Here is a 21,542-nt window from a genome sequence, read left to right as displayed (position 1 = left end):
CACGAGGAGCCATCTTGAGCGACACCGCACCCGACATGCTCGCCGCAGCCCTTGCGCTGCACGCGGCTGGCTGCTCGGTGGTCGCCGTCCGCACCGACGGCTCCAAGAGACCTCAGGGCGACTGGAAGCGGGCGCAGACTGAGCGGGCCTCGGAAGGCCTCGTCCGCTCCTGGTTCACCGGTGGCCACCCCGGAGTCGGTGTCGTCTGCGGCGCCGTGTCCGGCGGCCTGGAGATGCTGGAGCTGGAGGGCCGCGCCGTCGACGAGGGCGTCCTCACGCAGCTCGTCGACATCCTCGCCAACTCCGGCATGGCCGAGCTGTGGCAGCGCATCGCCACCGGCTGGCTGGAGCGCTCCCCCTCCGGCGGCCTCCACCTCCACTACCTCGTCACCGGCGGCGCCCCGGGCAACACCAAGCTCGCCAGCCGCCTGGCACGCGAGGACGAGCTCACCGACGACGAGCGGGACGTCCTCGTCCGGCACCCCCGCAAGAGGCTCCTGCGCGGCCTCGTCGAAACCCGCGGCGAGGGCGGCTTCGTCGTCACCGCGCCCAGCCATGGCACCGTCCACGCGACCGACCGACCCTACGAACTCCTCGCCGGGGGCCCGGCCACACTGCCGACCATCACCGCCGACGAGCACCGAGCGCTGCACGCGGTGTGCCGGATGCTCGACACCGTCCCGACCGACGAACACCTTGATCACTTTCCCGCTACCGCGAAAGTGATCACCGAGCCCCTCGACGAGGCCGCCGCGTTCCTCTTCGGTAGCAGCCCGGCCGGAACCGGGGCCAGCGGACTCACCCCCGGGGACGATTTCGAGCAGCGCGCCAGCTGGACCGACATCCTCACCCCGCACGGCTGGCGCCTCATGTTCGTCTCCGGCAGCACCTCCTATTGGCAGCGCCCCGGGAAGGACGGCCGGGAACCTTCGGCGACCACCGGCCGTGCCATGGACCGCGACCGGCTGTACGTCTTCACCACCTCGACCGAGTTCGTTGCCGAGCGCCCCTACACGAAGTTTGGCGCCTACGCCCTCCTCAACCACGGCGGCCAGCACTCCGACGCCGCACGCGAGCTCCGCCGTCAGGGCTACGGTGCGCCCGCACCCGAGCCCGTACGCCACCTCACTGCAGTCCCCAACCCCCGGCCCTCGATCGACGGCACGGCCGCACTCAACGTGGTCCAGCACCCAGCCACCGAGATCGGGCCCGAGACCTACACGCGGACCGACGACGGGAACGCTCTGCGCCTCGTCGACCTCCACGAGCAGGAGGTCCGCTACGTGCCGCAGCGCGGCCGCTGGCTCCGCTGGGACGGACACCGGTGGGCATGGGACGAAGCCGGGGCCGTCCGCGAAATGGCCCGAGCCATTGCCCGCGACCTCCCCAACGGCGAGGGCGAGGCCAAACACCGCGCGCGCTCCCTCTCCACCGCAGGCATCGCCGCAATGGTCACCATGGCGCAGACCGACCCCCGCATCGTCGTCCACGCGGGCCAGCTCGACGCGCACCGCATGCTGCTGAACACCCCGAACGGCGCCGTCAACCTCAAGACCGGCACACTGTCCGCCCCCGACCCGGACGAGATGCACACCCGCGCCACCCGCGTCGCCCCCGACGAGACCATGGCCACCCCGAAGTGGGACCGGTTCCTCGCGCAGACCTTCGGCGACGACCAGGAACTCCGCGGCTACGTCCAGCGCATGGCCGGGTACGCGGCGTCCGGGTCCGTGCGCTGGCACATCCTTCCCTTCCTGCACGGCCCCGGCGGCAACGGCAAAGGCGTGTTCCTCAACGTGCTCCGCTCCGTCCTCGGCGACTACGCGGCCACCGCCCCGAACGCATTCCTCATGGCCGGGGCCCAGCGCCACGAAACGGAGATCGCCCGGCTCCACGGGCTGCGCCTCGTCATCGCGTCCGAGGTCAACCAGGAGGCCAAGTTCGACGAGGCCAAGGTCAAGGAGCTCACCGGCGGCGACGGCCTCACCGCACGCTTCATGCGACAGGACCACTTCACCTTCGAGCCCACACACAAGCTGTTCCTGATGGGCAACCACCAGCCCCGCGTCTCCGCCGGCGGCAAAAGCTTCTGGCGGCGCCTGCGGCTGATGCCCTTCACCCGCACCCCGAGCGAGGTGATCGAAGACCTCGACCTCATGCTCATCGCCGAGGAAGCCCCCGGGATCCTCGCGTGGATCGTCGCCGGAGCCGCCGAGGTGTTCCGCGACGGCCTACAGGACCCAGCCTCGGTCACCGCGGCGACCGCGCAGTACGCCGAGGAGGAAGACGCGCTCGCCCGCTTCCTCACCGAAGCCTGCTCCGTCGGCGGCGGCGCGCACGTCCGCACACTCACCGACCGGTTCCGGAAGGCGTATGAGCAGTGGTGCCGCGTGGAGGGCGAGGAGCCCATCGCCGCACGGCAGCTCGGCCGCGAACTGCGCCGGTTCGAAATCGTCCGCAAGCCCAGCAACGGCAAGTACGCGTACATCAACGTTGCACTCAACGCGCCCTCCGCTGACGAGGAGGACGACGAATGATCACCCTTCAAGTGCCATCACAGTGCCGTTGCAGTGCCATCAAAGTGCCGTTGAAAGTGCCGTTGAAATCAGTACGTCTTTGCAGCTCACAGACGTGCAGTGCCATCAGTGCCGTTGAAAACAGCTATCCAGCTCCGTACGCACACAAGAGCATTGATGCTCAGAAACTGGCACTAACGGCACTGACGGCACTGCCACCCCGGATGACCTGCGGAAACAGCAGTGCCATCAACGGCACTGCAACGGCACTGCCCTCCGGCGGCACCCGATGACCCATCCCGGCGTCGCCGCAAAGATCGCAGCCTCCGCAGACCACGCGATCGAACGCACCTGCCCGCGCTGCAGCGCCCTGATCCTCACCGCGTGGGCCGGCCGTACTGCGGCCCTCCACGTGGTCGCCGACGCGGAACCCATCGACCTCGCCACGGAAATCCAGGCCCGCATGACCGGCCGGCTCACCTGGCGGCTGCTCACCAGCACCCTCGGCGTCCGCCGCATCGTCTGGCGCGACCCACTCACCGTGCCCCACCACCAACACCCCGTACTCCGAGACCACCGCTGCCCCCCGCAGCCAGTACAGGAGGCCCTGCTGTGACCCGACACTTCGCCATCCACCTCCCAGCAGGGATGGCCCTGCTCAACGCAAACCAGCGCCCGCACCACGCGGTCAAGGCGAAGCTCACCGCGGCCATCCGCGGCGCTGCGATGGAGGCCTGCTCCGAGGACCCGACGATGCACGCCGCGTTGGCACAGGCCAACCCCGGGCCCGTGCTGCAGCGCGCCTACATCCTCGGAGTGCTCCACCCTCCGTCGCGCCGCCGCGCCGACCCGGCCAACTGGTATCCGAGCTTCAAAGCCGCAGTCGACGGGCTCGTCGATGCAGGGGTGCTGGAGGACGACGACCACACCCACCTTGTCGGCCCCGACATGCGCATCGGCCCCGTGGTCAAGGGCGGCCGCATCAGCCTGCACATCCAGGAAGTCGACACCGTCACGTTCGCCGCGTTCCAGTGGAGGACCGCATCATGATCAACGACGAGTGGACGCGCCACGACAACCCCCGGCCCTGCACCAACGACCCGGAGCTGTGGTTCTCCACGAGGTCCGAGGACAAGCGGAAGGCCCGCGAGTTCTGCGCTGGCTGCCCGTTGCTCCAGCCGTGCCGGGACTACGCGCTCGCCACCCGCCCGACACACGGAATGTGGGGCGGCCTCACCGCGAAGACCCTCCGACCCGGGGCAGTACCGGTCACCCCGCGGCGCGACAGCAAGACGCCTGTGGACTGCGACAGCCCTACCTCGTACGCGCAGCACCGGCGTCGCGGCGAAGTCTGCGAGCCATGCCAGGCCAAGCGTGCCGCGCAGGTTGAGAGCAGCCGCCGAGCCCGGTTGGAGCGCGAGCACACCCTCCACGGCGGCTCGATGACCGGCTACAACGCACACGTCGCCCTCGGCGAACAGCCCTGCCTGCTCTGCCGCGCAGTCAACGCACGCCGCCTCGCCGCACGCCGCGCCGCGCTCCGATCCCCTCAGACCGGCCGCAGCCGCGCCGACGCCGCCTGAAAGGCCCGCCATGCCCGAGACACGCGAGACCTATGGCCACGAACCCACCCTCAGCTTCATCGACGGCCGAGCCCTCGCCAACATCTGCCCCCGCTGCCACACCACCACCACGCACTACGACGAGGCCTACCAACCCACCCGCTACACCCGCCCCGTCCGCTGGCCCTGCGGCACCGCTGTGCTCCTCGGCCTCACAGAACCCCCAGACGCCGCCTGACCGGCTCACATCCGGTTCCCCGATCCGCGCGCGCAACAAGGAGACCCGCATGACCAACCGGTTCGAGTTCACCGACGAGGACGGCGACCGCCTCACCTGCCGCCCCATGCTCGGCATCCCCGCCATCCTCCTGAAGACCAGCCCGAACGGTGTGGTCATCCCCCTGGCTCGGCTGGAGGAGCTCGTGAACGGCGAGCGCGACATGGCCCGCCAGGCCGGCGGACAGACGCCGGAGCCGCACGACGAAGCGCTCTGCGGGCACTGCGATGTCCCGAGGGCCAGCCACCACCACCCGTGGACCAGCACCAGTGACGTGATCGCCAACGACCCGCAGAGCGCTGCCGAGCAGCTGGCCGCCGCGTTCACCGTCGCCGAGCGGCAGTTCCTCACCTTCGCCCTCGACCTCGCCTCCGACCACATGGCCGACCGGGGCGACGAGTTCAGCGACGAGGACGAGGCCGCGCTCGACCGGTTCCGCGCCATGGCGGTTGGGGAGGCCGGAGCATGAGCCAGCAGCAGCCCCCCGCCCTGCCCGACTTCCTCGTCGGCTACCTCGCCCAGCAGGACGCCTACCGCTTCACCGCGGTGAACCAGATGCTGCGCGGCTTCACCGAGCGCGAGGTGCTGCTCATCAAGGAGGCCGCCGTCATGGGCTGGGTCCAGGGCCGCATGCACGCGGAGCAGAAGGTACCGGGAGACCGCCAAATCCTGTTCACCGTGGCCGACGGGTGCCGGGCCCACGCCGACCTGTACCCGACGATCACCGGCTGGACCCCGAGCGTCGACGAGGACGACGGGGAGGAGCCGTGAGCGGCTGGGCGGTGGTTGGCCTCGCGCTCGGCGGCTGGTTCGTCCTCGCTGTCGCCCTGGGTCTGCTTCTGGGCTACGCCATCCGCCGCAACACCCGAACCCCCAACCGCGCCGTACGAGGCCCGCACGCGACCACGTGGGGCCGCCAGAAGACCAGGAGCCGACGATGACCGAGCTCACCACCCCCTTCGACAGTGCCCTCGACCGCGTGAACGAAGCCACCACCAACCTCACTCGGCTCACCACCACCCTCGGTAAGCCCCGCAACCTCACGACCAGCGAAGCCCTCGCGGCTGTCCAAGCCCAGGGAACTCTTGCGGTGGCCTCCGCCCTGCTCGCCCTCGTCGAGACCCTGCGGAGCCAGCCGTGACCGAACAGCCCGTCCGGCACACCGCCGACACGATCACCGACACGGCACTCGACGAGCTGTACGCCGAACGGGAGCGCTACCGGCTGGCGTGGACCAGTGCCCGCAGCCGGGCCGGCGGTGCCCGCATCGCATGGCGCTGCTGGTTCCGGCTCGCAGAGAAGCGCCGCACCCGCGCCGAGCAGGCCGAAGCCGCCATCGCCCGCGTCCGAGAAGTGCTCGCACCGCGTAGCTGGCCGTACGCCGAGGTCCGCGCTCGTGACCTCCGTAGAGCCCTGGACGGCCCGCCAACGAGCCCTGAGACGCCACCGAAGCACCTTGCGAAGGGAACGAACGCCGAGGACTGCCCGGCCTGCGAAGGCACCAACCCCGACTACCCATTCCTCTGCCCCGGACCGGAGACCCCGTGAGCCTCGACATCACCGTCGTCATTTGCGTGACCCTGATCATCCTTGCCCTGATCGGCGCCAAGAACCGGAAGGGCGAGTAGCCGTGGCCCGCTCAATCGGCATGGCCGCCGACGCCACCGTCTTCCGCGCCGTCATCACCATCACGAATCGCGACGGCACCGAGGACACCAAGCACGAGGGCCCGTACGGCTCCATCGGCGCCGCCCGAGCCCGCGTCACCTTCTGGACGAACTACCTCACCGAGCTGGACGAGGAGACGTTCAAGCCCACCGGCAAGAGCCGCGCACACGGCTACGTCGAAGAGGGTTCCGTCGCCTGGAAGCCCGCCTGAGACATGCGTGAGGGGCGCATCCACCGTCCGCCACAGACCGGATGCGCCCCCAGGTGATCCCACCGTACCCCCGCCCAGCCACGGGAGCACCGATGCACACCACCAGCCCCGCCACAGAAGCCCTCATCACCATCGCCACCCTGTGGCCGCACCTCGACGACGCCCTCGACCAGCACGGCGCCGCAACCTGGCCGCCCGCCGGCCGCATGAGCACGTACCTCGCCAGCCTCGACCAGGCCGACCGCGAGGAAGCCGCCGCTCTCCGCGCGCTGGAGCGCAGCCCGGAGCAGGTCGGCGAGACCCGGGCGCCGCTGTCCATCCGGGTGCTGGACACCGCACGCCTCGTCGAGACCACGCTCATCCACTGCGCCGACACCCTCGCCCCGCAAATCACCCGGCCCGCGCTCAGCCACGCCCCGGCGGACTGGCGGGCCCGCGGCTGGTCACCGGTCGACCGGGCGCTCCGCAACCAGTGCGCCGACGACGAGCAGGCCGACCCGCGACGCTGGCGCTACGTTGGGCTCCGGACCGCCGAGTATGCCGCCGGGTGGCTGCACGCCCGCGTGAGCGACGAGGAGGGGCCGTTCCGACCGCTCACCGCCGCGCAGCTACTCCACGTCGAGCAGGTCGCCGCGGGCTGTGCCGAGCGCATCAAGTCCGCCCTCGACCTCACCGCGCGCACGGTCCCGGCGGCCCGGCCATGCCCGAGCTGCTTCGGCGAGGTGACCGTCCTGGCCGGCGGCGGCCGGGACCCCGAAGCGCGCTGCGCGGGCGCCTGCGGCCGGGTGTGGACCCTCGCCAACACCATGGCGGCGTAGGGGGCCGACGAGGCAGAGTGACGCCATGACGACGCACGCGTATTTCAGAGGCGGGTTCCGCGACGGCCACACCGAGCCGCTCAACACCGACGACGAGGTCCGGACGATCGTCTACGGGCGGAGCGACGGGACTGCTGTGGCGTACATCAATGTTCAGGAGACCAAGCTCATCGACGGCGTCCCACACGCCGTGTACGAGCTGCGCACCCGCTGAACGGGCGGCTCCGGGGTCCGCACTCCGGGGCCGCGTAGGTCACGGCAGGTCAGTAGGCGGCGGCTCGTACTCGGCCTCGTAGACGTGCGGGCCGTCGCCCTGCCACTCGATCAGCGTCGAATCCGCGAAGACCAGCTGATCGGGGTCCGGGAGCTCAGCCCTGCGCAGGAACTCCACCAGGTCCGCATCCGAGTGCGCGACGCCGAGGACCATATCGATGCCCTGCACGCGGATCGTCACCCGCCGGCCACCCGACGCAGCGATCCGGTGTACGACGATCGGCGCATGCTCCATCCGTCCAGCCTGCCGCCGGACAGATCTAAGCGCATCCGGACAGCAGAGAGCCCCGTTCCCGTCGCCGGGAACGGGGCTGATCACTTTCGCGGAGCCTCGAAAGTGACAAGCGTTTTCACTTTGGCGGCATCCGCAAAGTGATCACTCGGCGGCCTGCTTCGGCCGGTGCGACCCTGACCCGGAGTAGCCGCGGAACACGTCCTGCACGGTGCTCAGCTTGCATCCGAGCCGGTCGGCGATCTGCCGGTACGAGAGGCCGTTGCCGTCATCCCACAGCCGGATGATCAGCTCGCGGCGTTCGGCCGACCACACCTTGTTGCGCAGCACCTGCGCGGCCATGATCCGATTCTGCGCCCGCACGCGCGCCTCAGGGTCGGTGATGCGCTCGACCTCATCCAGGGCTTCCGTCACCCGCTGCACCTCCTCGTCGCTCACTCCAGCCCCTTCGTTCGGGCAGGCCGCTTGCCATCACTGTAGGGGCCCCCTACAGTCGTGAGCAAGCAGTCCACACACTGCTCAACAAGTCGGCCCCGGCCGGAGTTCGCACCTCCGCCGGGGCCGGCCATCCACCTGCACGAACAGGGGACAGCCATGACACACCGTACCCAGCTCAGCCAGGCCGAAGAAGCCCTCCGCCAGGCGACCCGCGACGAGACCGTCAAGGACACCGACGCCCTCTCGGACCTCATCACCGCCGTTGCCGACCGGCTCAGGCAGGAGCACCCGACCAACCCGGCCACCATCGTCGACCTCGACGACCTCGCCGCCGAAGTCACCTGGGTCCACGTCAAGCACCGCTCGTACCGCGGCCACATTGACCGCGCCCGGCACGGACTCCTCCACCGACTCGTGTTCGGGGCCCTGCTCATGCCGCGCCCCACCGAGACCCGCGGCGAGCTCGCACTTCGCCTCCTCGACTTTGCCGGGGCCGGCCGATGACCAGCCCGACCGAGGTCGCCACCCGGCGTGCCACCGTGCGCCGCCTGGCGCAGACTGGCGCATCCTCCCGGCGCATCGCCGACGAGCTCGGCGTCTCCAAGGACACCGTGCTCCGCGACCTGCGCCAGACCGAAGCAGCACCAGCCACCCACCGCGAGCGCCTGGCGCAGCGCGTGGCGCAGTCCGCCGCAGCCGTGCGCCACCTCAGCGCCGCAGTTCAGGACGTTGTCGACGCCCGCCCGGCGTACACGCTCACCGACGATGCGACAGCGGCGCACTGGGCTGGCGCACTCCGCGCCGCCGCGGCGCAGCTCCTGGCGCAAGCCGACGCGTTCGCCGACTGCTACCCGAGCGTCACCCTGGCCGACCGCGCACCCCGGAGTACCCCGTGATCACCCCAACCCTCGGCGGCGTCCTCTTCGGCATGATCTTCCTCGTCTGGGAAATCGCCCGCTGGTACCCCGGCATCAAAGCCCTCCGTGCCGACCCGGTACGCCACGCTGGCGACCTGCTCCCCTTCATCCTCTGCTGGGGCATCGGCGCTCTCAGCGTCATGGTCGTGGGCGGCATCGTCGGGTTCCTCGGCGACATCGCCCTGTGGGGCATGAACACCTTCGGCGACGGCATCCTCATCTTCGGCGTCGGCGCCAAGACCGGCACCGCACCCGGCACCGCTGCCGCACCCCTCACCGAGGGCGGCCTGTTCATGACCGCCCTCGTCCTCGTCGCGTTCATCGCCCGCCGCAACTTCGGCGCCACCGGCTCCAAATGGCGCGGCTGGCTCTCCGGAATCGGCCTCGCGCTGACCGGCAGCATTGCCCGGTATGCCGCGATCCCCCTGGCTTCCGCCGCGAACCTGTCCGGCATCTGGCTTACGGGGATGATCCGGTGAACGCTACCGAGCCGTCCACCGCTGACGAGGAGCACGCGGGCGGGCGGGTCGCGGGCGGCTGCGTCCTCGCGGTCGCCCTCGGCGGCGCCGGAGCGGTGGCCTACGCGGTCCCGGACGTCGCCTACTTCGTGACCGGGCTCCTGACGGCCGCCGGGTACCGCATGGCCCGCTCCTGGGCCGCCGGGCGCCGCACGGAAGCGAATGCGGAGCCGGTCGACATTGTGCCCGCGCTTCAGGGCCTGGCCGCGAACGGCGGCCACGTTCTTCTGACCCGGCTCCAAGAGGCCGCCGGACTGCCCGACACCAAGGCCGTGCGTGCCCTCCTCAGCGAGGCGGGAGTCCGCGTGCGGGCCGGGGTCCGCGCGGGCGGCCGCAATGGGCCTGGCGTCCATCACGACGATGTGCCGCCCCTTCCCGCACGCGAGAGTGGCGCCCCTTCCGGCGGTTGTTTGTGCAGTTCAGGGACCAACACCAACGCCAACAACGGCCCGCCGGAGGGGGCCCGAGCGGGGTTGCGTGTAGAGGCCATCGGCCAGGCCGGAGCCGTCGTCCGAGTCCCCTCCGAGTCTCGCACGTACAAGGTCGGGGGGTGAGCCACATGGACTACTGCGCAGACTGCGGATGGTGGACCAAGCCCGGCTGCGGGCACTGATGAAGTCCAAGCCCTCACCGGAGCAACGATGATGGACGGCATGAGCGAGCCGCACAGTCCCATGTACCGCCACAACCTCCGCTTCGAGAATCACAGCAAGGTCGTCGACTGGGAGCCAGGGTCCATGTGGGCCGAGCAGGTACCGACAGACGAGACCACGGTTACATGCGCGTGCGGCCTCAACACCGGAGCGGTCCCGAGCAACGAGGCACGCCTCGTCTACGAGGAGCACCGCAACCTGATCCGCGACGAGATCGCCGCCGGGACCATCGACTGAATCGAGCCACGCACGAGGGGTGTTGTACCGGCCATCCCGGGCGTAGCGTGAGCCCCACACCGCCGAGGGGGCCATCCTCGGAGAGCCCCGACCGTGCGCTGACACGGTCGGGGCTCTTCTGCACCTAGTTGCAAAACCGGCGCCCGTGCCCCATCCTGGCCTCACGTCCGGCGTGCCTGGACATCGAAGCCCCGCCACCGCGCGGGGCTTTCGCGCGTTACAGACCGGTCACACGCCAGACGCCCCCACACCCCCAGTGCAACGATGCGGCTCCACCACCGCACCAGGGGGCATCATGGGCTTCATCAACAACGCCAAGGGCGAGACCGCCGCCAAGGCAGCTGCCGCTGCATACACCGCTGGCCGCCAGGTCTTCGCCTTCAAAATCATCGAAGCGAACACGAACAGCCGCAGTACGGGCCCCATGATCGGCGTGGCTGAGCAGATCGAAGGCATCGAAAGCCAGGGCTGGCACCTCACCAACATGGCTGGCGCCGAAGGCAAGGCCCTGGGCAGCGAGCGCACCGCGCTCCTCTGCCTCTTCCGCCGCCGCCAGTAGACCCCCACGCCCAGCACACCCGGAGCCCCGCCAATACACGCGGGGCCTTCGTGCGTCACAGGTCAGTCACAGCCACCACACAGACGCCTGTACCCGGACACAGTGACGCGATGCGCACACACCACAGCATCACCATCCTCGCCGCAGCCGGCGTCCTCGCCCTCACCGCGTGCAACCCGCAGGCCACCAGCACCGGCCGGCCCGCACCCAGCAGCCCGCCGGCCGCCGCACCAACCCCCGCGAGCAGCACGCCTGCGGCGCCCAAGGCCTCAGCCCCCGCGCCCGCTCAGGGCACTGTGCCCAACGCGGTCGGTCAAGTCCTCCAGGCTGCCCAGGACAACGCGCAGGCCGTGGGCTTCTACCTCCTCGGCTCCACTGACGCCCTCGGCCAGAGTCGCCACCAAGTCCTCGACCGCAACTGGAAAGTCTGCTCCCAGACGCCCGCCGCCGGCACGATGACGGCCACGAGTACGAAGCTCGTGTTCCACACGGTCAAGCTCGAAGAGACCTGCCCCTGAGATGAACCGGAGGTGGTGACCGTGGCCGCGATGGGCGACAACCAGTACAACGGCGCCAGGGTCACCACCGAGGAACTCGACGAGCTCCGCCGCCTCCACGCGCAGGGCCTCGGCCGGAACGAGATCGGCCGCGCCATGGGCCGCAGCCAGCGCACCATCAGCGTCTACGCCGCCCGCCTCGGCCTGGCCTTCGACCGTACCGCCACCGAGGAAGCCACCCGAGCCCGCAAAGCGGACCTGGAAGAGAAGCGAGTCATCCTCGCCGAAGCCCTCACCGACGACGCGCTCGCCCTGTCCGCGCAGGTGTGGGAGCCGACGACAATCCACTCCTTCGGCGGCAAGGACCACACGTACAACAGCCGGGACATCCCCGAGCCGCTCGCCGCGGACAAGCGGTCGCTGATGGCCGCCGCCGCAGCCGCCGCCGCGCAGTCCGTACGCCTCGTCCCGCCGGCCGAAGACTCCGGGGCCGCTGACGCCCGCTCGATGCTCGGCAAGCTGTTCCAGGGCCTGGCTGAGGCGGTGAAGGAGGACCAGGGCAGCGAGGAGGCCGAAGGTGAGTCTCCTTGACGCCCTGCCCCTGTCCCGCAAACAGATCCTGTCCATCGTCCAGGCCGATGCCCGCATCAACTTGTGGGAGGGCTCGGTCCGGTCCGGGAAGACCATCGCGTCGCTGCTCCGCTGGCTGATCTACGTTGCCGACGCACCGACCGGCGGCGAGCTCGTCGTGGTCGGCCGGACCCGCGACTCCCTGTACCGCAACATCATCGGCCCGCTGATGAACAGCGACCTGTTCGGCGAGCTCGCGCAGCAGGTCAAGTACACCAACGGCGCACCCATCGCCTACATCCTCGGCCGGGCCGTCCACGTCATCGGCGCCAACGACGCCAAGGCCGAACCCAAGGTCCGCGGTATGACCTGCGCCGGCGCCTACGTCGATGAGCTGACCACCCTCCCGAAGGCGTTCTTCGACCAGCTCGTCGCCCGCTGCTCCGTCCCTGGCGCGCAGATCTTCGCGACGACCAACCCGGACAACCCGGGGCACTGGGTGAAGCGGGACTACCTGAAGCGGGCCGCCGAGACCCGGCTGTCGTCGTGGCACTTCGTCCTCGATGACAACCCGTTCCTCGACCCCGCCTACGTCGCCGCGCTCAAGTCGACCTACACCGGCCTGTTCTACCGGCGGAACATCCTCGGGCACTGGGTGCAGGCCGAGGGCGCGATCTACGACGCGTTCGACGAGCAGCGCCACGTTGTCGCAGAGGTCCCGCACATCGCCCGCTGGCTGTGCGACGCCATCGACTACGGCACGACGAACCCCTACTCCGATCTCCTGATCGGCCTCGGCGTCGACAACCGGCTGTACGTCGTGTCCGAGTACCGGTGGGACTCCCGGGCCCAGCGCCGCAAGAAGACCGACAGCGAGTACAGCCGGGCACGCCGTGCCTGGCTCCAGGGCGTGCCCCATCCGCAGACCAACGTCCTCGGCGTCCAGCCGGAGTGGACGATCGTCGACCCGTCCGCCGCCTCCTACATCGAGCAGCTTCACCGAGACGGCGTGTCCGGCGTCATGCCAGCCGACAACACCGTCCTCGACGGAATCCGGACGGTCGGCTCCCTCATCGCCGGGGACCGGCTGCGGATCCACACCTCCGCGCGCGGGTTGATCGAGGAGATCCCCGGCTACTCGTGGGACGACGAAGCCGCCGAGAAGGGCGAGGACAAGCCCATCAAGCTCGACGATCACAGCTGCGATGCGTTGCGGTACGGCGTCCGTACGACCGAGGCCCTGTGGCGGCCGCACATTCCGACTCTGCTGGAGGTGGCCGCGTGACCGTCGACCAGGCGATCAGCAACGCCGTCCGGATCCTCCAGGCTGCCGAGACCGAAACGAATCTGGCCCTCATGGAGCGCCTCGACCAACTCGCATGCTCGTGGCTGTCCATCGCCAACCTGCTGATGGAACGGGAGCGTGCCTGATGCCCCTACCCACCGCAGATCAGGCCTGGCCGCCCACAGACTCGCGCGTGCAGACCGCGATGGCCGACTGGGACGCCTGGTTCTCCGCCGACCCCGACCGGCTGGAGCAGCGCTACGAAGGCCGCGGCTACCGCAGTGGGGACCGTCCGGCGCAGTTCGCCACGGGCGTTCGGGGGCGCCTCGCCCGATGGTTCTGGGGCAACCCGACCACCGCCGGACAGAAGCGCACCAAGCTCCACGTGCCGCTCGCCGGGGACATCGCCCGGACCTCCTCCGAGCTGCTGTTCTCCGAACCCCCCAAGCTGACCAGCGCGAGCACGGCCACGCAGGACCGCCTCGACGAGCTCGTCGAGAAGGGATTGCACCCCACCCTGCTGGAGGCCGGCGAGCTCGGCGCGGCCCTCGGCGGCGTGTACCTGCGCATCGTGTGGGACGAAGACGTCGCCGACCGACCGTGGATCGCTCCCGTGGCCGCAGACTGCGCGGTCCCCGAGTTCACGTACGGGCGGCTGCGCGCCGTCACCTTCTGGACGCTCCTCGCCTCCGACGACCCCAACGACCGCAGGGTCTGGCGGCACCTGGAGCGCCACGAGCGCGGTGTCATCTACCACGGACTGTACGAGGGCGGTACAGGCAGCCTCGGCCACCCCGTCCCCCTCGAAGACCACCCCGCGACGGCCCCGCTCGCCAACATGGTTGACGCCGAGGGCGGCATCGAAACCGGCGCCCCCGACCACCTCACCGCCGCCTACATCCCCAACGTCCGCCCCGCGCGAGCCTGGCGACACATCCCGTCCGCCGCCTACTGGGGCCAGTCCGACTTTCAGGGCATCGAGGGCATCCTTGACGCCCTGGACGAGACGTACTCCTCGTGGATGCGGGACGTCCGGCACGGCAAGAGCCGCATCGTTGTTGCCAACGCCCTGCTCCAGTCCGCCGGGCCCGGCCAGGGCGCCACGTGGGACGAGGACCAAGAGATCTACTCCGGGCTGAACATGCTCCCGAGGGCGGGCGACCCCAACCCGATTACGCCCGTCCAGTTCCAGATCCGGGTAACTGAGCACCGCGACACCTGCGCCGAACTCGTCGAGCAGGCCGTACGCCAGGCCGGCTACTCCGCCTCGACGTTCGGGGCGACCGGTGACGCGGCTGCGGTCACCGCAACGGAGATCCGGGCCCGGGAACGCCGCAGCATGGCCACCCGCGCCCGCAAAGCCTTGTACTGGAAACCCGCGGTCGCCGACATCACGGCCGCGCTCCTCGCCGTCGAGGCTGGGCCGCTGTTCGGTGTCGCCGGGCTCGACCTGGAACCCCCGGACGTCGAGTTCCAGGACTCCATCAGCGACAGCCCTGGCGAGATCGCCGCAGCCGCCGAGCTGCTGCGCCGGGCCGAGGCCGCGTCCACGGACACCCTCGTCCGCATGATCCACCCCGACTGGGACGACGACCAGGTCAAGGCCGAGGTCAAAAAAATCCAGGGCGAGGCCGGACGGGTCGTTGCAGACCCGGCCATGACCGGTGCGGAAGGGGGAGGCCATGCCGGTTTCCCCAGCCCTGGCGGAGGACCTGGCCCACAGGGTCCGTGAGCTGTACGCCGCAGCCGAGGGTGTGCTCCTGGAGCGTCTCGCCGCCGCGCTGGAGGCGGACATCGACTCCCCACGGTGGGCCGAACTCAAGCTCGCCTCGATCGGCAACCTGCGAAACGCCGTCGAGGAGATCTCGGCCGCACTTCAGGACGACACCACGGGCGCGGTTGCCGAAGCCCTGATTACGGCCTACAACCGGGGTCGGCAAGCCGCTGTGGTCGAGCTCGGAGCGCTGGATATCGGTCGGGAGCTCGCCGCCCGGCGGGCCCTGCCCAATGCGCCGGCCGTCGACCGGCTCGCCGCCTCGTACGCGCAGGACACCCGCCCGCTCTACCAACGGATCACCCGGTCCGTCGTCGACACCTACCGGTCGATTGTGGCCCGGGTGTCCGGAGCCCAACTGCTTACCGGCATCACCCGCCGAGACGCCTCACAACGGGCCCTCGACCAGTTCGCGGCCCGCGGCATCACCGGCTTCACCGACTCGTCCGGCCGCAACTGGGACATGGCCTCGTACGCGGAGATGGCCGTCCGATCCGTCACGGCGCGCGCCGCGATCGAAGGCCATATCGACTCGCTCGCCGAGATCCGAATCGGGCTCGTCATCGTCTCGGACGCGCCGCTCGAATGCCCGCTCTGCCGGCCCTGGGAAGGCGAAATCCTCACCCTCGGCGCCGAGTCCGGGCCCCACACGGTTCGGGCGCAGCATGAGCTGCACGACGACGGCCGCACGATCGCCGTTCACGTCGCCGGGTCACTGATCGAGGCCCGCGCCGCTGGCCTCTTTCACCCGAATTGCAGGCACTCACTTGGCGCCTACCTGCCCGGGGTGACCACCCGACCGCCGCACCATGCGACGCCGGGCACCACCTACGAGGACACCCAACGGCAGCGGGAGATCGAGCGGCACATCCGCTCCTGGAAACGCCGGGCCGCTGCCTCGATGGACGAGCAGGCCCGCCGCAAGGCTCAGGCCAAGATCCGCGACTGGCAGAAGGCCGCGCGCGAGCACGTCGCCGCGCACGACGACATCCGCCGCAAGCCCGCGCGCGAGCAGATCAGGGCCGCCCGCTAGTCCTCGACCTCGCCGTCCTCGGCACTCGCCTCGAAGAGCGCGGCTTCAACGTCGAGCCATTCGTCGGTAGTGACCTCGCTGCCCTCCGCAGCCTCAACGACGGCACGGCTGGCAAGGGCCATCAGGGCCCTAACCACTCCGTCCTTGTCCTCCGACATTTCCCAGAGGGCCGCTTCACCGCTGGTGTCCTCGCGAAGGAACGCCTTCACCAGCCCCACAGCGGTCCGGAACGCTTCCTCGAACTCAGCTTCGTCTGTCATGTGCGGACGATATCCAGCACCGCTTACGGCCGCACGGCCGGGGCAAACCCGCATGGGAGCACACATGATCACCCCTTTCAGGCACACCCTCGCCACGCACCCGGCAGGCGCGATCCTCGGCTACCGCATGGACGGCCGACCGATCCACGTCATCGCGGGTGGCAGCGACGAGGGCGCCGGCGCCGCAGGTGGCACCCCGCCCGCCGGTGACCCCGGCACCCCGCCCGCAACGCCCCCGGCCACACCTCCGGCCGCCCCCGCCCCCGGCGGTGACGACACGGACTGGAAGGCCGAGGCCCGCAAGTGGGAGAAGTGGGCCAAAGAGAACAAGGGCGCCCGCGAAGAGCTGGACGCCCTGAAGGCTGCCAGCCAGACCGAGCAGGAGAAGGCCGTCACCGCGGCGGAGAAGTCCGGCCGCACGGCAGCCGCCGCCGAGTACGCCACCAAGCTCGCCGCCGCTGAGTTCCGGGCCGCCACCGCGGCCGCCGGGCTCGACCTCGGTGAGGCCTCCGAGCTCATCGACACCTCGCGGTTCGTTGCGGACGGCGAGGTCGACACCGACGCCATCAAGGCCGCGGTGAAGAAGCTCGCCAAGCTCGCCCCCCGCAGCCCCGGCCGGTCCGGCGCGGACCACGGGGCCGGCGGCGAGACCCCCGCGTCCCTCGACAAGCAGATCGCCGAGGCGACCGCACGGCGGGACTTTGCGACCGCCATCCGACTCAAGCGGCAACGCGCCGCGACCACATGACCTGAGGAGACACCATGGCCGGGATCACCGGGATGGGTACGACCTTCAACCTTCCCAACTACGCCGGCGAGCTGTTCGCGCTCACCCCGGATGACACCCCGCTGCTGTCCGCGATCGGCGGTCTGACCGGCGGTGGCATGACCACGGCCGTGGAGTTCGAATGGCAGACCTCCGACCTCCGCGACCCGGCTCAGCGGGTCCAGGTCGAAGGCGCGACCGCGCCGACCGCTGAGGAGCGGGTCCGCGCGAACGTACGCAACCTGGCCCAGATCCACCAGTCGAAGGTGTCCGTCAGCTACACCAAGCAGGCCGCGTTCGGGCAGCTCGCCACCCCTGGCAGCGCCCCGTTCCGGTCCGTGGACGGCGACAACCCGATCTCCACCGAGCTGGACTGGCAGATCGCGCAGGAGCTCAAGTCCATCGCCCTGGACGTGAACTTCTCGTTCATCAACGGGCGCTACAGCAATCCGACGACCAACGCGACCGCCCGCAAGACCCGCGGTCTGCTGGAGGCCATCACCACCAACCGGATCGCGCGGGCCACCGTCGTAACCGGCGCCACCTCGGCCACCGACACCGTCACCGCGACGGCGCACGGCATGTCCGACGGCGACAAGATCGTGTTCGTCATCACCGACGCCATGACCAACGTCGTCGCCGGCCGCGTCTACTACGTCGTCTCCAGCGCGACGAACACCTTCAAGGTCGCGACCACGTCCGGCGGCGCCGCGCTGACCCTGGGCACCGCCACGGGCATCTCGTACAACAAGCCCTGGGCAACGACCCTCACGTCCGACCACGTGTCGGACCTGATCCAGCTCGCCTACGACAACGGCGGCATGTCCGAGCAGGCCACCGCGACGCTCCTGTGCAACAGCATCCAGAAGCGCGCCATCACCAAGGCGTACTCCTCGGCGTACGGTCAGTACACGGAGACGTCCCGCACCGTCGGCGGCGTCAACGTCCAGACCATCGTCTCGGACTTCGGCACGCTGAACCTGATGATGGACCGGCACGTCCCGCAGGACACCATCCTCGCCGTGTCCCTGGAGCAGCTCGCCCCCGTCTTCCTCAACGTCCCCGGCAAGGGCGTCATGTTCGAGGAAGAGCTCGCCAAGACCGGCGCGTCCACTGACGTACAGCTGTACGGCGAGATCGGCCTCAAGTACGGGGCCGAGCGCGCCCACGGCGTCATGACCGGCCTGAAGGTCTGACGTGGCCATCTACGAACGACGCTCCGGCGACCACATCGCCGAGAGTGTTCAGCCGGTCCCCGGTTCGGACGCGGAAGCCGCCTACGCGGCCCTCGCCGACGACCCGGCGTCCGGCTGGCGTGTGGTCGAGGAGACCAAACCCAAGCGCACGTCCAAGGCCCAGAAGGAGGAGGGCTGATGGCCCTGACCACCACAGTCGGCGTGACCGTCGACGGGATCTACACCAAGGCTGGGGACCTGTCCACGGCCTCCGACAGCATGTCGAAGCGGTACGGCGCCTATCTGGCGAGCGGCACCGGCGCCGGAAAGGCGGACCTCCGCTTTGCGGACACGCGCACGCTCACCGCGTCCGCGACGGAGGACATCGACCTCGCGGGCAGCCTCGTGGACATCTACGGGGCGACGCTGACGTTCGCCAAGGTCAAGGCGATCATCATCTCCGCGGCGGCCGGGAACACCAACAACGTGATCGTCGGCGCGGGCACCAACCCGTGGATCACTGCCCTGAACGCCACCGGCACGCTCACCCTGCGGCCGGGCGCCTGCGTGGCGCTGTTCGCGGGCGCGGCGGATGCCACGACCTACGCGGTCACGGCGGCCACCGGCGACGTCCTGAAGGTCACCAACTCGGCGGGCTCCACGTCCGTGACGTACGACATCGTGATCATCGGCTCCAGCGCGTAGGAGGTGGCCCATGGCCCGTATCTACGCCACCGCCGAGCAGTACGAGACGTACACGGGGGCGGACGCCCCTGCGGACATCGACTCCCGGCTTGCTCGCGCGAGCCAGATGCTCGACGCGCAGGTGTTCCGGCTCTGCGCATACGCCGTCGGCGACACCGGCCTCCCCACGGACACCGTGGTCGCAGCCGCATTCGCCGACGCAGTGTGCGCGCAGGCCCAATGGGGCGTCGAGGTCGGCGACACCGTCGGGGCGGCCGGAGTGGGCTACGGCTCGGCGCAGATCGGCTCGGTCAACCTCGGCCGGTCCGTCACGGCCGTGTCCGGCGACGACTCCCCGGCCCGGCAGATCGCCCCCGCAGTGTGGGACGCGCTCCGGGCCCCGGACCTCACCCCGGACCGGATCCAGCTCGGGGCGGTGGCCTGGTGAGCACCATCCCCGGCTGGCTCCTCCGCTACACGATCACCATCGAGGCGTACACCGGCGAATCGGCGTACGGACCCCAGTACGCGGCCCCCGTCACCGCGCGGGCCTACGTCGAGGAGACGACCCGCACGGCCCGGACCAAGGACGGCGAGGAGATCACCTCGACGGCCACGAGGGTCTGGTTGTTTCCCACCCAAGCCTGCCCGCCCGAGTCGCGGGTGACGCTGCCTTCTGGGCGGGTCGCCTCGGTCATCACCTCCACCCTCTACGCGGGCGCCGGCCTGCCGACTCCGGACCACCGGGAGGTGACCTGCACGTGAGCCAGTACGCGCGCATGAGCTGGCAGGGCGGCCGCCTCGGAGCGTCCCGGCGGGGGCAGGCGGCGGCCGAGGAGGGTCTCCAGAAGGCCTTGGAGCATCTCCTCTTTGAGTCGCGGAAGCTGGTCCCGCTGGACGAGGGCACACTTGAGCGCAGTGGGCGCGTGACCCGCGACGGCCTCAACGGAGCCGTCACGTACGACACCGTGTACGCCCGGATCCAGCACGAGAACCTGGACTACAAGCACCTGCCGGGCCGCATGGCGAAATATTTGGAAATCCCGCTCAACAGGGATAAGGACGTCATGCTCCGGCTGATGGCGGTCCCCCTGCGGAGGTGGCTGCGTGGCTAGCCTCCTCGACGGTCTGGCCCGCCATCTGGCCGCTCAGGGCCTCGGCGTCTACGACGAGACCGGCGTCACCGGCAGCATTTTCCTCGAAGCCAAGCCGTCCACCCCGGACGTCTGCATCGTCCTAACCATCTACGACGACGGCGCCGAGGCCGACAGCCAACTCGGCTACGACGAGGTACCCGTGCAGGTCAAGGTTCGTGGCACTACCGACCCGCGCGTAAGCCGTGACCTCTGCCAGGACATCCGCTCAGAGCTCCACGGCCTTGGCGAAACCACCCTGCCCGACGGCACGTACTTGCTCCTCTCCCGCGCGAACCAGGCCGTGGCTGGTCTCGGCACGGACGAAAACCGGCGCCACGAGCACGTCTGCAACTGCCGGATGCGTGTTCGCAGCGTGACCGCGCACCGCGTCTGACCCCACCCCCCTTTCCTTCAGCCCGTACGGCACTGCCGGCGGGCTCCTCGCCATGCCCGGAGGAGACACAGCCATGGCAGTGAACACGTACAACGCGCGCGACGCGCGTTTTCAAATCGAGGACTACAACGCACCCGGCACGTGGGTGGATATCGCGATCGGTGCGATCAACACGTGGACCAAGAGCGAGGAGGAGGAGACCACCGACGTCACCACCTTCGGGTCCCTGGGCCAGTCCGAGTCGTACAAGATGCAGATCGGGAAGAGCGTGCAGCTGGAAGGGTTCCGGCTGCGGGACCCGGTGACTTTCGCCCTCGACCCTGGTCAGACCATCGTCGAGGGCATGAACGAGCGACTGGGTCCGGACTCGCTGACCGGCTTCCGGTACGCGCACAAGGACGACACGTCCTGGGTGGTGTTCACCAAGGCCCGCATCACGCTCGGCGACCAGGGTGGCGGCAACAACGACGAAGTGTCGTGGTCAGCGACATTCACGAGGTCCGGCCCGAGCACCACGGCGGTCAAGTCGTGACGGCCCCTCGCGCCACCAAGGCGCAGTCCTGGGAGGACTTCAAGGCCGAGGCCTTCGGGGCCCGCACCGAGATCATCGAGGGCGTCACCGTCCCGGTCCCCTCGGACATCCCGCTCAACTTCGCCGCCCTGTTCTCCACGCTCGGCGCCGAGTCGGAGATCTCCGACTTCGGTGACGCCGTCGGCCTGCTCTACGGCGAGGGCGTGTTCGAGCAGTGGGTCGAAAACGGCATGGGCGCCATCGGCCTGCTCACCGCCCTGATGTGGGGCTACATGCAGGGCAACGGCAAGACCGACGTCGAGTTCGGCGACGCATTCCAGCTCGTCACCAGCGACGACCCGGGAAAAGCAGCGGCCGCGCTCGTCGGGAACCGAGCCGCACGGCGATCGCAGTCCAAAACCACTGGTGGGCGATCGTCGCGGACTTCCGCCGCGAGTACGGGATCCCCGCGGGCGCGATCCCGCACCTAGGCGAGCGCGAGTTCTGGCACCTCGTCTGCGGTCTCTCCCCGGAAGCCATGTTCAGGCGGGTCGCGGCCGACGACCTCTCGGTCATCG

38 protein-coding genes are annotated in these 21,542 nt (G+C 69.9%); 35 read left to right on the top strand and 3 right to left on the bottom strand.

The features are described 5' to 3' along the window. Positions 1-14 precede the first annotated feature (14 nt). The 13 genes from AC3IYJ_RS28230 (at position 15) to AC3IYJ_RS28170 (ending at position 7,266) form a co-directional block, all read left to right on the top strand. Entirely contained in the window at positions 15-2,537 is a 2,523-nt protein-coding gene (locus AC3IYJ_RS28230) for a phage/plasmid primase, P4 family (protein ID WP_489397512.1), read from the top strand. A 268-nt stretch (positions 2,538-2,805) separates the two neighbouring features. Then, complete coding sequence (locus tag AC3IYJ_RS28225; protein WP_489397511.1) at positions 2,806-3,132, top strand: hypothetical protein; 327 nt, start codon at positions 2,806-2,808, stop codon at positions 3,130-3,132. Continuing rightward, on the top strand, positions 3,129-3,566 hold the full coding sequence (locus AC3IYJ_RS28220; protein ID WP_489397510.1) for a RusA family crossover junction endodeoxyribonuclease: 438 nt from the start codon (positions 3,129-3,131) through the stop codon (positions 3,564-3,566). Before AC3IYJ_RS28225 ends, AC3IYJ_RS28220 begins: the two co-directional genes overlap by 4 nt. Beyond that, a complete protein-coding gene (locus AC3IYJ_RS28215) occupies positions 3,563-4,099 on the top strand; it encodes a WhiB family transcriptional regulator (protein ID WP_489397509.1) in 537 nt (178 codons plus the stop codon). Before AC3IYJ_RS28220 ends, AC3IYJ_RS28215 begins: the two co-directional genes overlap by 4 nt. 10 nt (positions 4,100-4,109) lie before the next feature. Beyond that, on the top strand, positions 4,110-4,316 hold the full coding sequence (locus AC3IYJ_RS28210; protein WP_489397508.1) for a hypothetical protein: 207 nt from the start codon (positions 4,110-4,112) through the stop codon (positions 4,314-4,316). Positions 4,317-4,365: 49 nt separating this feature from the next. After that, positions 4,366-4,824 (top strand): hypothetical protein, encoded by a 459-nt coding sequence (locus AC3IYJ_RS28205; protein ID WP_489397507.1) that lies wholly within the window; start codon positions 4,366-4,368, stop codon positions 4,822-4,824. After that, positions 4,821-5,126: a hypothetical protein gene (locus AC3IYJ_RS28200; protein ID WP_489397506.1), complete on the top strand. Its 306-nt coding sequence runs from the start codon at positions 4,821-4,823 to the stop codon at positions 5,124-5,126. The genes AC3IYJ_RS28205 and AC3IYJ_RS28200 overlap by 4 nt, the downstream gene beginning before the upstream one ends. Further along, entirely contained in the window at positions 5,123-5,296 is a 174-nt protein-coding gene (locus tag AC3IYJ_RS28195; RefSeq protein WP_489397505.1) for a hypothetical protein, read from the top strand. The genes AC3IYJ_RS28200 and AC3IYJ_RS28195 overlap by 4 nt, the downstream gene beginning before the upstream one ends. Further along, positions 5,293-5,496: a hypothetical protein gene (locus AC3IYJ_RS28190; RefSeq protein ID WP_489397504.1), complete on the top strand. Its 204-nt coding sequence runs from the start codon at positions 5,293-5,295 to the stop codon at positions 5,494-5,496. The genes AC3IYJ_RS28195 and AC3IYJ_RS28190 overlap by 4 nt, the downstream gene beginning before the upstream one ends. Next, the gene (locus AC3IYJ_RS28185) at positions 5,493-5,903 is read left to right on the top strand and encodes a hypothetical protein (protein WP_489397503.1); all 411 of its coding nucleotides are present in this window, start codon (positions 5,493-5,495) and stop codon (positions 5,901-5,903) included. Before AC3IYJ_RS28190 ends, AC3IYJ_RS28185 begins: the two co-directional genes overlap by 4 nt. 82 nt (positions 5,904-5,985) lie before the next feature. Then, positions 5,986-6,234, top strand: a complete 249-nt coding sequence (locus AC3IYJ_RS28180) for a hypothetical protein (protein WP_489397502.1) — start codon at positions 5,986-5,988, stop codon at positions 6,232-6,234. 92 nt (positions 6,235-6,326) lie between these two features. Then, entirely contained in the window at positions 6,327-7,052 is a 726-nt protein-coding gene (locus AC3IYJ_RS28175) for a hypothetical protein (protein WP_489397501.1), read from the top strand. Between the two features lie 25 nt (positions 7,053-7,077). Continuing rightward, positions 7,078-7,266 (top strand): hypothetical protein, encoded by a 189-nt coding sequence (locus AC3IYJ_RS28170; protein ID WP_489397500.1) that lies wholly within the window; start codon positions 7,078-7,080, stop codon positions 7,264-7,266. A 39-nt stretch (positions 7,267-7,305) separates the two neighbouring features. Here AC3IYJ_RS28170 and AC3IYJ_RS28165 read toward each other — a convergent pair whose 3' ends face one another. Both AC3IYJ_RS28165 and AC3IYJ_RS28160 read right to left on the bottom strand, forming a co-directional pair. After that, positions 7,306-7,560 (bottom strand): hypothetical protein, encoded by a 255-nt coding sequence (locus tag AC3IYJ_RS28165; protein ID WP_489397499.1) that lies wholly within the window; start codon positions 7,558-7,560, stop codon positions 7,306-7,308. A 141-nt stretch (positions 7,561-7,701) separates the two neighbouring features. Next, on the bottom strand, positions 7,702-7,995 hold the full coding sequence (locus AC3IYJ_RS28160; protein WP_489397498.1) for a helix-turn-helix domain-containing protein: 294 nt from the start codon (positions 7,993-7,995) through the stop codon (positions 7,702-7,704). A gap of 156 nt (positions 7,996-8,151) precedes the next feature. Between AC3IYJ_RS28160 and AC3IYJ_RS28155 the strand changes: the two genes are divergently transcribed. The 12 genes from AC3IYJ_RS28155 (at position 8,152) to AC3IYJ_RS28100 (ending at position 16,038) form a co-directional block, all read left to right on the top strand. After that, entirely contained in the window at positions 8,152-8,499 is a 348-nt protein-coding gene (locus AC3IYJ_RS28155) for a hypothetical protein (protein WP_489397497.1), read from the top strand. Further along, the gene (locus tag AC3IYJ_RS28150; protein ID WP_489397496.1) at positions 8,496-8,891 is read left to right on the top strand and encodes a hypothetical protein; all 396 of its coding nucleotides are present in this window, start codon (positions 8,496-8,498) and stop codon (positions 8,889-8,891) included. The genes AC3IYJ_RS28155 and AC3IYJ_RS28150 overlap by 4 nt, the downstream gene beginning before the upstream one ends. Further along, complete coding sequence (locus AC3IYJ_RS28145) at positions 8,888-9,391, top strand: hypothetical protein (RefSeq protein WP_489397495.1); 504 nt, start codon at positions 8,888-8,890, stop codon at positions 9,389-9,391. Before AC3IYJ_RS28150 ends, AC3IYJ_RS28145 begins: the two co-directional genes overlap by 4 nt. Beyond that, a complete protein-coding gene (locus tag AC3IYJ_RS28140) occupies positions 9,388-9,984 on the top strand; it encodes a hypothetical protein (RefSeq protein ID WP_489397494.1) in 597 nt (198 codons plus the stop codon). Before AC3IYJ_RS28145 ends, AC3IYJ_RS28140 begins: the two co-directional genes overlap by 4 nt. A 99-nt stretch (positions 9,985-10,083) precedes the next feature. Next, positions 10,084-10,320 (top strand): hypothetical protein, encoded by a 237-nt coding sequence (locus AC3IYJ_RS28135; protein ID WP_489397493.1) that lies wholly within the window; start codon positions 10,084-10,086, stop codon positions 10,318-10,320. 295 nt (positions 10,321-10,615) lie between these two features. Next, positions 10,616-10,879: a hypothetical protein gene (locus AC3IYJ_RS28130; protein WP_489397492.1), complete on the top strand. Its 264-nt coding sequence runs from the start codon at positions 10,616-10,618 to the stop codon at positions 10,877-10,879. 110 nt (positions 10,880-10,989) lie between these two features. Further along, the gene (locus tag AC3IYJ_RS28125) at positions 10,990-11,397 is read left to right on the top strand and encodes a hypothetical protein (protein WP_489397491.1); all 408 of its coding nucleotides are present in this window, start codon (positions 10,990-10,992) and stop codon (positions 11,395-11,397) included. A 30-nt stretch (positions 11,398-11,427) separates the two neighbouring features. Then, positions 11,428-11,967 (top strand): hypothetical protein, encoded by a 540-nt coding sequence (locus AC3IYJ_RS28120; protein WP_489402958.1) that lies wholly within the window; start codon positions 11,428-11,430, stop codon positions 11,965-11,967. Further along, complete coding sequence (locus tag AC3IYJ_RS28115) at positions 11,954-13,231, top strand: PBSX family phage terminase large subunit (RefSeq protein WP_489397490.1); 1,278 nt, start codon at positions 11,954-11,956, stop codon at positions 13,229-13,231. The genes AC3IYJ_RS28120 and AC3IYJ_RS28115 overlap by 14 nt, the downstream gene beginning before the upstream one ends. Further along, positions 13,228-13,377, top strand: coding sequence for a hypothetical protein (locus AC3IYJ_RS28110; RefSeq protein ID WP_489397489.1), 150 nt, complete (start codon positions 13,228-13,230; stop codon positions 13,375-13,377). Before AC3IYJ_RS28115 ends, AC3IYJ_RS28110 begins: the two co-directional genes overlap by 4 nt. Further along, positions 13,377-14,963, top strand: a complete 1,587-nt coding sequence (locus tag AC3IYJ_RS28105; protein ID WP_489397488.1) for a phage portal protein — start codon at positions 13,377-13,379, stop codon at positions 14,961-14,963. The genes AC3IYJ_RS28110 and AC3IYJ_RS28105 overlap by 1 nt, the downstream gene beginning before the upstream one ends. Further along, positions 14,914-16,038 carry a phage minor capsid protein gene (locus AC3IYJ_RS28100; RefSeq protein ID WP_489397487.1) on the top strand — a complete coding sequence of 375 codons (1,125 nt, stop codon included), beginning with the start codon at positions 14,914-14,916 and terminating at the stop codon, positions 16,036-16,038. Before AC3IYJ_RS28105 ends, AC3IYJ_RS28100 begins: the two co-directional genes overlap by 50 nt. On the opposite strand, the gene AC3IYJ_RS28095 is transcribed toward AC3IYJ_RS28100, so the two are convergent. Continuing rightward, positions 16,035-16,298, bottom strand: coding sequence for a hypothetical protein (locus AC3IYJ_RS28095; protein ID WP_489397486.1), 264 nt, complete (start codon positions 16,296-16,298; stop codon positions 16,035-16,037). The genes AC3IYJ_RS28100 and AC3IYJ_RS28095 overlap by 4 nt on opposite strands. 64 nt (positions 16,299-16,362) lie before the next feature. On the opposite strand from AC3IYJ_RS28095, the gene AC3IYJ_RS28090 reads away from it, so the two are divergent. From AC3IYJ_RS28090 to AC3IYJ_RS28045, 10 genes are all read left to right on the top strand, one after another. Then, on the top strand, positions 16,363-17,046 hold the full coding sequence (locus AC3IYJ_RS28090; protein ID WP_489397485.1) for a hypothetical protein: 684 nt from the start codon (positions 16,363-16,365) through the stop codon (positions 17,044-17,046). 14 nt (positions 17,047-17,060) lie between these two features. Beyond that, entirely contained in the window at positions 17,061-18,260 is a 1,200-nt protein-coding gene (locus AC3IYJ_RS28085) for an SU10 major capsid protein (protein WP_489397484.1), read from the top strand. A 1-nt stretch (position 18,261) separates the two neighbouring features. After that, positions 18,262-18,438 carry a hypothetical protein gene (locus AC3IYJ_RS28080; RefSeq protein WP_489397483.1) on the top strand — a complete coding sequence of 59 codons (177 nt, stop codon included), beginning with the start codon at positions 18,262-18,264 and terminating at the stop codon, positions 18,436-18,438. Next, on the top strand, positions 18,438-18,944 hold the full coding sequence (locus tag AC3IYJ_RS28075; protein ID WP_489397482.1) for a hypothetical protein: 507 nt from the start codon (positions 18,438-18,440) through the stop codon (positions 18,942-18,944). Before AC3IYJ_RS28080 ends, AC3IYJ_RS28075 begins: the two co-directional genes overlap by 1 nt. A gap of 10 nt (positions 18,945-18,954) precedes the next feature. Continuing rightward, complete coding sequence (locus tag AC3IYJ_RS28070) at positions 18,955-19,371, top strand: hypothetical protein (RefSeq protein WP_489397481.1); 417 nt, start codon at positions 18,955-18,957, stop codon at positions 19,369-19,371. Continuing rightward, entirely contained in the window at positions 19,368-19,688 is a 321-nt protein-coding gene (locus tag AC3IYJ_RS28065; RefSeq protein ID WP_489397480.1) for a hypothetical protein, read from the top strand. Before AC3IYJ_RS28070 ends, AC3IYJ_RS28065 begins: the two co-directional genes overlap by 4 nt. Next, on the top strand, positions 19,685-20,038 hold the full coding sequence (locus tag AC3IYJ_RS28060; protein ID WP_489397479.1) for a hypothetical protein: 354 nt from the start codon (positions 19,685-19,687) through the stop codon (positions 20,036-20,038). The genes AC3IYJ_RS28065 and AC3IYJ_RS28060 overlap by 4 nt, the downstream gene beginning before the upstream one ends. Continuing rightward, positions 20,031-20,453: a minor capsid protein gene (locus AC3IYJ_RS28055; RefSeq protein WP_489397478.1), complete on the top strand. Its 423-nt coding sequence runs from the start codon at positions 20,031-20,033 to the stop codon at positions 20,451-20,453. Before AC3IYJ_RS28060 ends, AC3IYJ_RS28055 begins: the two co-directional genes overlap by 8 nt. Before the next feature lie 73 nt (positions 20,454-20,526). Continuing rightward, entirely contained in the window at positions 20,527-20,985 is a 459-nt protein-coding gene (locus AC3IYJ_RS28050; protein WP_489397477.1) for a phage tail tube protein, read from the top strand. Then, the gene (locus tag AC3IYJ_RS28045; protein ID WP_489397476.1) at positions 20,982-21,455 is read left to right on the top strand and encodes a hypothetical protein; all 474 of its coding nucleotides are present in this window, start codon (positions 20,982-20,984) and stop codon (positions 21,453-21,455) included. Before AC3IYJ_RS28050 ends, AC3IYJ_RS28045 begins: the two co-directional genes overlap by 4 nt. Positions 21,456-21,542: the final 87 nt, after the last annotated feature.

The sequence above is a fragment of the Streptomyces sp. GL_140 genome (assembly GCF_057834465.1).
The sequence above is the reverse complement of the archived record's forward strand: the minus strand, read 5'-3'. Positions and strand labels throughout refer to the sequence as shown.